We start from the raw sequence: 12,271 nt of genomic DNA, 5'->3' as shown, positions 1-12,271 counted from the left end.
TGTCTTATTTATTTCTTCATTTCTCCGTACATGCCTATCTTGATGTATCCGTCATTCTTTACTGCTATTTTTGTGGCGTATACCAGATTGGCGCGTTCGTCACGTGTCTGGATTGTTTTAGGGGTGAATTCCGATTTGTCTGAAATCCAGGTGATTGTCCCTTCGTATTCCCGGCGGTCATCTTCTCCTAAATCAGAAAACACTTTTACTTTATCTCCTAATTTCAGTTGAGATAATTGATCGGCGGTGATATAGGCGCGTAAAAAAAGATGTTGCACATCCGCCACTTTAAATAAAGGTTTTCCTTGCGTGGCCAGTTCCCCGGCTTCGGCATATTTGGCCAGTACTGTTCCGCAAATCGGACTGGTAATGTGACATTTGCGAAGCTGGTCATCCAGTTGGGCTACTTGTATTTCGTAGGCCGAGCTTTCTTCTGTGATACTGGCATTGCCGCGTTGAAGCGTAGAGATCTGTGCTTCCAACTGTTTTTTCAGAACGGCAATCTGGGAGTCAATATCATCTATTTGCTTTTGGGTGGCGGCATTTTCCTTCAGCAAGTTTTCTGTGCGTTTTCTTTCATATTCGGCTTTGCCGATTTGTTCTTTTGTGGCAGCTATCTGTTTATTGATGTCCGTGCTTTTGCTGGCTATCGCTTTACCGCTGGCCAGTAACTGCATCTTTTTTAAATAGAGTTGTAAGGTATCTATACACCCCACTTCTTCATCGGCCTTTAATAACTGTCCTTCTTCTATATTGAATTGCATGATCTTGCCATTGGCTTCGGAGGATACAATTACTTCGGTAGCTTCAAATGTGCCTGATGCATCATAGTCGCCTTTCTTGTTTCCGCAAGAGGATAAACCGAACAGAGTGGCGGCAAGCAAGATATATTTATTTGTTCTCATATTGGTTTGTTGTATATTTTAATTCGTAAATGGCTGATAATAAATGAATTTCATGCAGAATCTTATTCTGCCTGGCAATGTTCTCGGCTGTTACTTCACGTAGCATTTCTGTAACGGTCAGTGTTCCGTTGGCGACTTTTGCTTGGGCTGATTTTTTAATGTTGTTACGTAGGGTGATAATCTCCTCATCGTTCTTCATCAGTTCCGTCAGTTTTTTAATTTCACTGTTGTTTTGAGTGATTTCCAGATGAGTGTTAAACAAAAACGTTTCTTTCTGTACGTTCACATCTTGTTGATTCAGTATTAATTGGCGAGATTCATTCTTACGAGTATATAGGTTACTGAAGTTCCAGGAAAGGCGTACGCCTGCTACGTAATAGGCCGAAAATTCATTTTTCAGCATATTCAGTCCCGGGTTGCCGTATGCTCCTTGTACAAATACGCCTAACCTAGGCAGGTTCTTGGCGGTAAGTTGTTTACGTTGCGCCTCCAGTTGCTGATTCTGTGCCGCAAACAAGTTAAGTTCCGGACGTCGGATGAATTCTGCAGAATAGGCTTCTCCTTTATATAATAAGGCATTTACATCTGGTTTCTTTAGTGTGTTCCCGGTTAAAGGAGTAGGGTGGTTAATCATGATCTTCAACATCTCGCTGTAAGCACGATATGTGGCTTCCAGAGTATGACGTTGCTGTATGTTGTTCAATTGTTCCACTTTTACAGCATCCAAATCAGCTTGATTGGCAATACCATTCTTTACATACGCTGTAACGTTGTCATAATTCCTTTGTAATTCTTCCTGCATAAGCTGGTTTTGCTTCAATTGCTCTTTCAATAACAGGATACCAAAAAAAAGTTGGTTTACCCGTTCGTTGATGGCATACATGTCCACTTCCAGTTTCTGTTTGTCCACTTCGGATGTGGCACGGGTTACCTCTTTCCGTGCCCGGATGTTACCACCGTCCCATACTACTTGGTCCAGTTGCAGCATAGCCTGGTATTGATCCTTGCGCATACCGCGAATATCAATTCCGGGTAGGTCAACGGGTATTTCCGTTACATCCGATTGATAACTGGCTTTGGCGGATAATGAAACTTGCGGCAGATAACCCTTGTCAGCGTTAGAGATATTGTATTCTTTCGTCTTTTCAATCAGCCCGTATCGTTTAATCAGCGGATAATGTGCCCGGGCTTGCTGCTGACACTCTTCCAGCGTGAGTTCCTGTGCATTCAAACAAATGGGACTGATGCCAAGAAGAAAGGTTGTGAGAATGAATAACCTTTTCATTTTCTTAATCTGCTTAATATGATTTCTACATTTTCTTGTTTTCTGCGTTCCATATATTGATGATATTCTTCACCTTTTTCTTCGACAAACAATTGTATCAGTGGGTTTGCCACAAAGACGAAGATATTGAGTGAAATGGCGCTGACCATTAAATCTTCCGCTTTGACGGGGCGTACTGTGCCTTTCTTTATTTCCTCTTGCAGTGACCGGTCGAGCAGACTGATTGCTAACCGGAAATTAGGGAACAAGGTTTTACGGCAAATTTCTTTTCCGCATTCATTGGTCAGAATCTCCCTGTATATAAATAAAGGTAGTTCGGGATTAGCAGTCAAAAGGTCGAAGTGTGCTTCAATGAAACATTTTATTTTCTCCAAAAAAGGCAATGATTCATCTACACGAGAAAGGAATGTATCGGCCAGTTGCTTGGCTTTTTCTTCAAATACTTTGTTGAACAGATTCTCTTTTGTACGGAAATAATAATGCAGCATGGCATGGGTTACACCAGCCTCCTTAGCTATTTCTGTTGTCTTGCTTCCGGAGAATCCTTTCTTAAGGAATTCTTTTTCAGCGGCTTTTAGTATGGATTGTTCTGTATTGCTCGTTTCTTCTTTCATATTATCATATTTGTTTAACAGAGTTGTTAGTAAACGCAAATGTATAAGGAATCATTGGAAACAACAAACAGATGAAGTGAAAAAAATGTGTTCTTTAGTTTTTATTAAATGTTTTTTCAAGGAAGGCTAACCTCTTTTTCTTGGCAGGTTAAGGCTTTTTTCCCTGTTGTGTTCTATCTCCAAAGCTTATGGAGTTAACTCCAAAGGCTGCGGAGATAACTCCAAAGGTTATGGAGATAACTCCAAAGCCTATGGAGATAGAAATAGAACGGCCGGAAAGCCTTAGCCTTCCTGGTAGAAAGCCTTAGGTCTGCCAATGAAGATACTTAGCTGTTTTCCCACCTGTCAGGCTGGCCCTTTCAGTAACACTATCGTTTGCTGTAGGGGGATATGGAGGCGGGTTATCACAAGGTGAATAATAATTAATATATAAAAGGTATAAATTCTAAAAAAGCACAGACATTCCACGGCGGATATATTCTCTTTCCATATCTTCCGGTTTTAATATCTTATTGTCAAAGACCAGTAGGTCAATATCCAGTTTTACTACTCCTTGAGCCTTGTCTTCAGGAATCCGTCCGCAGCGTCGTTCCAATTCTTTAAACAAATCATGAACAGAATCGGGTGAAAGCGTTGTGCTGAATTTGGCCAGTTGATTGCTGAAAGGGGAGTGAAAGCCGCTGCCAACAGCTTCCGTTTCCATCATCTCGCCGAAATGAATATCAGGAAATGTGGCACGTAATGCTTCCCGTGCAACCGAGAGTTGCGCGTAACGGTTTGTATTAGAGCCCATACAAAGCAAACAATGGTGTTCGTCCATAACATTTATTGCATTAATGGTGCAAATGTATGAAATGTTTTTGTTACTTTTGCATGAATATATAAAAGAAATGGTACCATGAAATTTATTGGAATTATTCCTGCGAGATATGCCTCAACACGTTTTCCGGCCAAACCTTTGGCCATCTTGGGAGGCAAGCCTGTGATTCAGAGAGTCTATGAACAAGTAGCCGGTATATTGGATGAAGCATACGTAGCGACGGACGATGAACGCATTGAATCCGCCGTAAAAGCTTTTGGCGGAAAAGTGGTCATGACCTCCGTTCACCATAAAAGTGGCACAGACCGTTGTTATGAAGCGTATACCAAAGTAGGACAAGGATATGATGTGGTTGTAAATATTCAAGGTGATGAACCTTTTATTCAAAGATCACAGCTTGAAGCTGTGAAAGCTTGCTTTGAAGATTCGGCTACACAGATTGCGACTTTGGTGAAACCTTTCACTCCCGAAGACGGGTTTGAAGCTTTGGAGAATGTAAATTCTCCGAAAGTGGTGGTTAATAAGAATATGAATGCTTTGTATTTCAGCCGTTCCGTCATTCCTTTCCAACGTAACGCGGAGAAGGAAGGCTGGCTGAAAGAGCATACTTACTATAAACATATCGGTCTGTATGCTTATCGGGCCGATGTACTGAAAGAAATAACTTCGCTTCCACAATCTTCGCTGGAGCTGGCTGAATCGTTGGAGCAGCTTCGTTGGCTGGAAAATGGTTATACTATTAAGGTGGGAATCAGTGAAGTGGAGACAATAGGCATTGATACGCCTCAGGATCTGGCACGTGCCGAAGCATTTTTAAAACAGAGGGAGGGGAAGTAAATGCTGGACAGAACCACCCCACCGCCAATCCGCCAACTAAGCGAATTCAGTATAACCCGTCCTGACAGGAGGACGATGAAGAATGGGATGCCTCTGAATATCATTCATGCGGGAACCGAGGATGTTGTACGTTTTGATCTTCTGATAGGAGGCGGACAATGGAATCAGGAACAGCCGTTGCAGGCTATGTTCGCCAACAGGATGCTGCGTGAGGGAGCTGGAAATTTAACGTCTTCACAGATTGCGGAGCGATTGGATTATTACGGAGCCTGGCTGGAGTTATCTTCTTCCGTGAACTATGGATTCATAACACTTTACTCTCTGAATAAATATTTTGCCCGCACGCTGGCCGTCATATCCGAGATGATAAAGGCTCCTACGTTTCCGGCAAAGGAACTTTCCGTGGTGGCCGATACGAACAAACAGCAATTTCTGGTGAACAGCACCCGGGTGGAAATGATTGCCCGAAAGCAGTTGAATACAGCCTTGTTCGGTCCGGAGCATCCTTTCGGGCGCTATGCGGTAGCGGAGGATTATGACCGGATTACCCCGGAGGTGCTCCGTTCGTTTTATCGGAAATATTATCATTCGGGTAATTGTTCGGTATATATTTCGGGAAAGGTCACATCGGAAATTATCCGTTGTATAGAAGATAACTTGGGAAGTGGACAATGGGGGGAAGTGACGGAAAAAGCAAAGACAACGCTTGTTCCTCCGGTTACCACCAAAGAAAAGCGTATCTTTATAGAACGTGAGGATGCACTTCAAAGTTCCTTGAAAATGGGATGTTTCGTAATGGACCGTCATCATCCGGACTTTTTGAAGGCACGTGTCATGGTCACTTTGTTCGGAGGGTATTTCGGAAGCCGTCTGATGTCCAATATCCGTGAAGACAAGGGATATACATACGGTATCGGCGCAGGCATTGTGTCCTATCCGGGAACGGGAATACTGACTGTCAGTACCGAGGCGGCCAATGAATATGTGAATTCTATCATAACAGAAGTTTATCGGGAGATGGACAAATTGTGTAATGATCTCGTTCCTCAAGAAGAATTGGAAATGGTGAAGAACTATATGCTGGGCGATTTATGCCGGTCGTACGAGGGACCTTTTTCTTTGTCTGATGCCTGGATTTATATAGAAACGGCAGGGCTGGACGAACGCTTCTTTATCCGTTCGCTGGATGCCATCCGGGGAATCACCAGAGAAGAAATACGCATATTGGCTCAAAAGTATTTCTGCAAAGAAAACTTAATAGAGGTCATTGCGGGTAAAAAAGTGTAATAACCTATCATGTCCAAAGATAGAAAATCGTATCTTTGGCGTAAATCTTATCTATTATAAGTAACGAACCAATGAAGAAATACGTATATATATTATTGCTTTTGGCATCGGTCAGTACATTGGCCACCGCTCAGATAAAAATCGGGAATTATACTTTTAAAGACGGGGGCGAATATACCGGAGAGCTGAAAGGTAGAAAACCAAACGGTAAAGGAAAAACAATCTACAAGAACGGAAATACCTACGAAGGGGAATATATAAAAGGTAAACGCGAGGGGAACGGGACATATACGTTTCACGATGGAGAAAAGTATGTGGGGCAATGGTTCCAGGATCAGCAACACGGCAGCGGAACCTATTATTTTATGAATAATAACCGGTATGAAGGTATGTGGTTTGCCGACTATCAGCAGGGTGAAGGCACTATGTATTATTATAACGGAGATGTTTATATAGGTAACTGGTTTCAGGACAAACGTAGCGGAAAGGGTACTTATACCTGGAAAGCAGGAGCCAAATATGAGGGCGAATGGAAAGAAGACAAGAAAAACGGACAGGGCGTTATGGTATGGCCCGACCAGTCAAAATATGAAGGTGAGTGGAAAGATGACGCACGTGACGGAAAGGGGACATTTTACTATGTCAACGGTGACAAGTATGTGGGCGACTGGAAGGATGACGTGCAGCATGGTAAAGGTATTTATTACTTTAATAGCGGTGACCGTTACGAAGGTGACTACGTAAACGGTGAACGTACCGGGCAGGGAATTTATGTACACAAGAATGGCGACAAGTATGTAGGGCAGTTCAAGAACGGCGAGCAGCATGGGACCGGAACCTTTACATGGGCCAACGGTGCTGTGTATGAAGGGCAGTGGGTGAATAACCAGCGCAGCGGTAAAGGACACTATATCTGGGCGAACGGCGATGACTATGAAGGTGAATGGAAAAACAACATGGCCGACGGTGAAGGCACTTTGCGCACGGCTGACGGAACCAAATATAAGGGCCATTTCGTAAAAGGAAAGGAAGACGGCAAAGGCGTGCTTGAAGATAAGAACGGAGTACGCTATGACGGATTTTTCAAACAAGGGAAGAAACACGGCGCTTTTGTGGAGACTGACAAGAATGGAAATGTAATCCGTAAAGGTGTTTATAAGTTTGGAACGCTGGATGCGGAACAAAAATAAGAATATAATGTTGGATTTAGAGAAGATAACGTTGAAAGTACGTGAAATAGCACTCCGGGCGGGTGCTTTTCTTCGTAAAGAGCGTAGCGGTTTTGACCGTAGCAAGGTAGAGAAGAAAAATGCTCACGACTATGTATCGTATGTAGATAAAGAATCGGAACGCCGTATTGTGGCTCAACTTCGGGAATTGCTTCCCGAAGCAGGATTCATTGCCGAAGAAGGTTCGGGCAGCCTGACTACGGAAAACTATTGCTGGCTGGTAGACCCGCTGGACGGAACCACCAATTTTATCCATAATAATGCTCCTTATTGTGTGAGTATCGCCCTTCGTAGTAAAGAAGAACTGCTGGTTGGAGTGGTGTATGAAGTATGCCGCGATGAACTTTACTGGACTTATAAAGGAGCGCCTTCTTATCTGAACAACAAAGAAATACATGTATCAGATGTTTCTGATATGGACGAAGCGTTTGTGGCGTTAGGCTTTCCATACGATTCGCAAAAGTATAAGCCATTGGCGGAGCATATTGTGCACGAGTTGTATGGAAATGTGGGAGGTATGCGCCTGCAAGGAGCAGCTGCGGCAGAACTTTGCTATGTAGCTGCCGGTCGCTTTGAAGCCCGTATAGAAGGACTGCTGGGACCGTGGGATATTGCGGCCGGTTCGATAATCTTGATGAATGCCGGTGGAAAAGTGACAGATTACAGCGGAGGGGGAGATTTCTATTCCGGTCATGAAGTGTTGGCTACCAATGGAAAGCTGCATGATGGGTTTCTCAAGGTCTTGGGAAAAAAATAAATACTTCGCTTTTTTCTAGTTCGTTACAAATATATTTTGTAAGTTTGTCAAGTGAACACATGAACATAATGTAACATGGATGTATCTGTTATCTTTCAATTTTTAAAAAACCTGGCCACAAACAATAATCGGGAGTGGTTTCAGGAGCATAAGGATGAATATCTGAAAGCTCAAAAAGAGTTTGAGGAATTACTGACAGCAATCATCGCCCGTATTTCGTTGTTTGACGAAAGTATTGTCGGTATTCAAGCTAAGGACTGTACATACCGAATTTATCGTGACACGCGTTTTTCTAGTGATAAGACTCCTTATAAAATACACTTGGGCGGCTATATCAACGCCCGTGGAAAGAAATCAGAACATTGTGGATATTATGTTCATATAGAGCATGATAACTGTATGCTTGCTGGTGGAAGCTGGTGTCTGGAATCTAAAGTGCTGAAAGCTGTCCGCCAGTCCATTTATGACAACATAGATGAATACAGAGAAATTGTGGAAGATCCTGCGTTCAAGCAATACTTTCCTGTTATCGGAGAAAATCACTTAAAAACGGCTCCTAAAGGATTTCCGAAAGATTTTGAATATATTGATTATTTAAAATGTAAGGATTATACCTGTGCTTATATGGTGCCTGATGCGTTTTTCCTTGCCCCTGACCTGTTGGACAAAGTAGAGGATGTTTTCAAGCAACTGAAGCGTTTTGCTGATTTTACAAATTTCACAATAGACGACTTTGAATGATAAAAGCAATATTTTAACCATTAAAATGAAATAATTATGGTAGTAGACAGATTAGAAAACTTAGAAAAGTACGCTTCATTGAATCCTTTGTTCGCTAAAGCAATGGAATATCTGAAGGCTACAGACTTGAACGCTCAGGAATTAGGAAAAGTAAAATTACAGGGTGATGATCTGGTAGTAAACTTTTCTCAGACCAAGCCTAAAACTAAAGAAGAAGCAAAATTAGAAACTCATAATCAGTTTATTGATATACAGATTCCTCTGTCAGGGGTGGAAGTGATGGGTTATACAGCCCGTGAAGATCTTCCCGAAGCAGACTATGATGCAGATAAGGATATCTCGTTCTATCCGGGACTTGCCGAAAGCTATATTCCTGTAAAGCCGGGAATGTTTGCCATCTTTTTTCCACAGGATGCTCATGCTCCGGGAGTGTCTCCTGACGGCGTGAAAAAAGTGATCGTTAAAGTTTTGGTTTGAAAGAGAATAACTAACAAGTAATCATATTATGGAAAATACCACTCCTAAATTAGGCATAATAGAAAGTGATCCTTGGCTGGAACCGTATTCGGCAGCGATTGAAGGACGCCATCAGCATGCATTGGACAAAGAATTGGAACTGACCGGAGGCAAAGGAACTTTGTCGGACTTTGCCACCGGATATTTATATTTCGGCTTGCATCGTACCAGAAGAGGGTGGGTGTTCCGTGAATGGGCTCCGAATGCGAAGGAAATTTATCTTATCGGAGATTTCAACGACTGGAAAGAGCATGGCGATTATAGGATGTACCATGTAAAGAACTCTCCTGGCGTATGGGAGGTGGAATTACAAAGCGGTGCTATAAAGCATGGTGATTTGTATAAACTGAAAGTCCGTTGGAATGGCGGTGAAGGAGAACGTATACCAGCATGGGCTAACCGTGTGGTACAGGATGATCAGACAAAGATATTCAGCGCACAGGTTTGGGAGCCGGAGAATCCTTACCGGTTTAGAAAGAAGGTGTTCCGTGCAAAGACTGATCCTTTGATGATTTATGAATGTCATATCGGTATGGCTCAGGAAGAAGAAAGGGTAGGCACTTATAATGAGTTCCGTGAGAAAATATTGCCGCGTATAGCGGAAGCCGGATATAATTGTATTCAGATTATGGCTATTCAGGAGCATCCTTATTATGGGAGTTTCGGGTATCATGTTTCCAGCTTTTTCGCTCCGTCATCCCGTTTCGGTACACCGGATGAATTGAAGGAATTGATTGATACGGCGCATAGAATGGGAATTGCCGTCATTATGGATATTGTTCACTCTCATGCCGTGAAGAATGAAGTGGAGGGACTTGGCAATTTTGCCGGTGATCCTAATCAATACTTCTATCCGGGCGGCCGGCGTGAACATCCGGCATGGGATTCCTTATGCTTTGATTATGGTAAGAATGAAGTGATTCATTTCTTGCTGTCCAATTGTAAGTATTGGATGGATGAGTTCCGTTTTGACGGTTTTCGTTTTGACGGTGTGACATCTATGTTGTATTATAGCCACGGCTTGGGAGAGGCTTTCTGTAATTATGGGGATTACTTTAACGGGAATCAGGATGATAATGCGATTTGTTATTTGACATTGGCCAACAAGTTGATTCATCAGGTAAATTCCAAAGCGATTACCATTGCGGAAGAAGTTTCGGGTATGCCCGGGTTGGCAGCACCGATTCAAAATGGTGGATATGGGTTTGATTACCGTATGGCCATGAATATTCCGGATTATTGGATTAAAACAATCAAGGAGAAGATTGATGAAGACTGGAAACCGAGCAGCATGTTCTGGGAAGTGACCAACAGACGTAAGGACGAGAAGACTATTTCGTATGCCGAAAGCCATGACCAGGCATTGGTGGGCGATAAGACTATTATTTTCCGTCTGATAGATGCTGATATGTATTGGCATTTCCAGAAAGGGGATGAAAATTATACAGTGCATCGTGGCATCGCATTGCATAAGATGATTCGTTTGCTTACTGCCTCTACCATCAATGGAGGATATTTGAACTTTATGGGTAATGAATTCGGGCATCCCGAATGGATTGATTTTCCACGTGAAGGTAACGGATGGTCGCATAAATATGCCCGTCGTCAGTGGGGACTTTTTGATAATAAGAACCTGTGTTACCATTACTTGGGCGATTTTGATTCAGCTATGGTCCACCTCATTGAAAGTGTGAAAAATATTCAGGATACTCCAGTGATTGAGGTATGGCATAACGATGGTGACCAAGTGTTGGCTTACCGGCGTAAGAATTTGATTTTTGTATTTAATTTCAATCCTACCAAGTCATTTACAGACTATGGTTTCCTAGTGCCTGTCGGGGCGTATGATGTGGTACTGAATACGGATGCGACAGCTTTCGGAGGCAATGGTCTGGCTGATGACAGTATACGTCATTTCACTAATTTCGACCCTCTTTATAAGAAGGATAAAAAGGAATGGCTGAAACTGTATCTGCCTGCCCGTTCGGCTGTGGTATTGAAAAAAGTGAAAGAGTAATTTATGAGCAGCAACAACAGCTTATCCTATAAAAGAGCCGCCCGCATCCTCACGGTTGCGTGCGGTCTTCTTTTCTCTATTTTTAGTATTGTCTATCTTTTTGTGCTTCAGAAAGATGTCGTAGGTGCATTGCATTATTCATTGTCACAAGGAAAGACACATTATTCTCCGTTGGCAGGAGCTATCATCATTACAGTGGTTTTATTGGTATTCCGTTGGGGAATCAATGGATTGATGGGATTAAAAGGCCCTGTGCGAACACTTTCTTATTTCCCGTCTTGTCTGTTGCTGGGAGTGCTGACGGATGTGGACCGGACTATTTTCCACGGAGGAAACATAGAGGATAAATGGTTTTGGCTGCTGCCGTTGCTTTTGCTTATATATATAGGTGTGGTCTATACTTTACGGCGTGTGTTTCGTTCCTGGTTGAATCAAGAGGGTTCTATATTGGGCTTAATAAACTCTAACTTAGCAATTTTGACACTTTTATGCCTGATGACGGTAGGTATAGGAAATACGAATGTGAATTTTCATCATGAACTGGCTGTGGAGCAGGCTATCCGTAATCATCATTATGAAGCTGCACGGATGATAGGAGCAAAGTCTTTGGAAACAACCCGTACATTGACAGTGCTTAGAGCCTATGCTATGTCTTTGGAAGGTACCATGGGGGAGCATTTGTTTGAATACCCTCAATATTATGGTGCGGAAGGGCTTTTGTTTGCGCCTCATTCTCAGGAAACTTTGCGCTTGAATGCCGATAGCTTGTATGCTCATCTTGGTGTAAGACCACATGTTGCAGAAGAGACAGTAGACTTTTTGGCCCGTATCTGTCGTGATGAAATAGGTAGACATACCGCTTTGAATTATTATATGAGTGCATTGCTGCTGGATAAGAAATTGGATAAATTTGTATCGGCGGTTGATATGTATTGTTTCGAGCAAGATACATTGCCGCGTTATTATCGTGAGGCATTGGTGCTTTATAAACGGACTCATCCTGGATATGGAAGAGAAGTTAAAGACACGCTGATGGTGCGGCGTTTGGATGAGTTTCTTAACCGTCAGAAGGAATTTTCATCACCAGTGGAAGAGAAAAACCGTATGCGGCGGGAATATGGTGATACCTATTGGTGGTATTATCGTTATCAATAAGTTATTTTTATATTTTTCGACTCTATATTTTTGCTAAATCATTAGTACTTTCCCATGCTTTTTTACTAATTTTGCAAACTCTTAAAAAGGAAAAACAAAAATAACGAT

The 12,271-nt window shown here is 42.5% G+C and carries 12 protein-coding genes; 8 read left to right on the top strand and 4 right to left on the bottom strand.

The window, feature by feature from the left end; genetic code table 11:
- Positions 1-8: 8 nt before the first annotated feature.
- The 4 genes from GKD17_RS11745 to GKD17_RS11730 all read right to left on the bottom strand — a co-directional run bounded on the left by GKD17_RS11745 (position 9) and on the right by GKD17_RS11730 (position 3,624).
- Positions 9-905, bottom strand: coding sequence for an HlyD family secretion protein (locus GKD17_RS11745; RefSeq protein WP_007835348.1), 897 nt, complete (start codon positions 903-905; stop codon positions 9-11).
- Positions 892-2,190 carry a TolC family protein gene (locus GKD17_RS11740; protein ID WP_007835350.1) on the bottom strand — a complete coding sequence of 433 codons (1,299 nt, stop codon included), beginning with the start codon at positions 2,188-2,190 and terminating at the stop codon, positions 892-894. The genes GKD17_RS11745 and GKD17_RS11740 overlap by 14 nt, the downstream gene beginning before the upstream one ends.
- Positions 2,187-2,804 (bottom strand): TetR/AcrR family transcriptional regulator, encoded by a 618-nt coding sequence (locus GKD17_RS11735; RefSeq protein WP_007835352.1) that lies wholly within the window; start codon positions 2,802-2,804, stop codon positions 2,187-2,189. Before GKD17_RS11735 ends, GKD17_RS11740 begins: the two co-directional genes overlap by 4 nt.
- Positions 2,805-3,249: 445 nt before the next feature.
- A complete protein-coding gene (locus GKD17_RS11730) occupies positions 3,250-3,624 on the bottom strand; it encodes a 2-amino-4-hydroxy-6-hydroxymethyldihydropteridine diphosphokinase (protein ID WP_007843034.1) in 375 nt (124 codons plus the stop codon).
- Between the two features lie 78 nt (positions 3,625-3,702).
- Here GKD17_RS11730 and kdsB point away from each other — a divergent pair, with 78 nt between their 5' ends.
- The 8 genes from kdsB (at position 3,703) to GKD17_RS11690 (ending at position 12,163) form a co-directional block, all read left to right on the top strand.
- Positions 3,703-4,461, top strand: coding sequence for a 3-deoxy-manno-octulosonate cytidylyltransferase (gene kdsB / locus GKD17_RS11725; protein ID WP_007835361.1), 759 nt, complete (start codon positions 3,703-3,705; stop codon positions 4,459-4,461).
- Positions 4,462-5,748, top strand: coding sequence for a M16 family metallopeptidase (locus tag GKD17_RS11720; RefSeq protein WP_007835363.1), 1,287 nt, complete (start codon positions 4,462-4,464; stop codon positions 5,746-5,748).
- A gap of 71 nt (positions 5,749-5,819) precedes the next feature.
- Entirely contained in the window at positions 5,820-6,938 is a 1,119-nt protein-coding gene (locus GKD17_RS11715; protein ID WP_007835364.1) for a phosphatidylinositol-4-phosphate 5-kinase, read from the top strand.
- Between the two features lie 7 nt (positions 6,939-6,945).
- On the top strand, positions 6,946-7,734 hold the full coding sequence (locus GKD17_RS11710; RefSeq protein ID WP_007849196.1) for an inositol monophosphatase family protein: 789 nt from the start codon (positions 6,946-6,948) through the stop codon (positions 7,732-7,734).
- A 75-nt stretch (positions 7,735-7,809) separates the two neighbouring features.
- Complete coding sequence (locus GKD17_RS11705; protein WP_007835366.1) at positions 7,810-8,475, top strand: DUF2461 domain-containing protein; 666 nt, start codon at positions 7,810-7,812, stop codon at positions 8,473-8,475.
- A 36-nt stretch (positions 8,476-8,511) separates the two neighbouring features.
- Entirely contained in the window at positions 8,512-8,952 is a 441-nt protein-coding gene (locus tag GKD17_RS11700) for a YhcH/YjgK/YiaL family protein (RefSeq protein ID WP_007835367.1), read from the top strand.
- Positions 8,953-8,980: 28 nt separating this feature from the next.
- Positions 8,981-11,008 carry an alpha amylase C-terminal domain-containing protein gene (locus GKD17_RS11695; protein ID WP_007835368.1) on the top strand — a complete coding sequence of 676 codons (2,028 nt, stop codon included), beginning with the start codon at positions 8,981-8,983 and terminating at the stop codon, positions 11,006-11,008.
- A 3-nt stretch (positions 11,009-11,011) separates the two neighbouring features.
- Positions 11,012-12,163 carry a DUF6057 family protein gene (locus GKD17_RS11690; RefSeq protein WP_007835369.1) on the top strand — a complete coding sequence of 384 codons (1,152 nt, stop codon included), beginning with the start codon at positions 11,012-11,014 and terminating at the stop codon, positions 12,161-12,163.
- Positions 12,164-12,271: the final 108 nt, after the last annotated feature.

The organism is Phocaeicola dorei, assembly GCF_013009555.1.
Lineage (GTDB): Bacteria > Bacteroidota > Bacteroidia > Bacteroidales > Bacteroidaceae > Phocaeicola > Phocaeicola dorei.
Note: the sequence above shows the minus strand (reverse complement) of the source record. Positions and strands in the feature narration are given on the sequence as shown.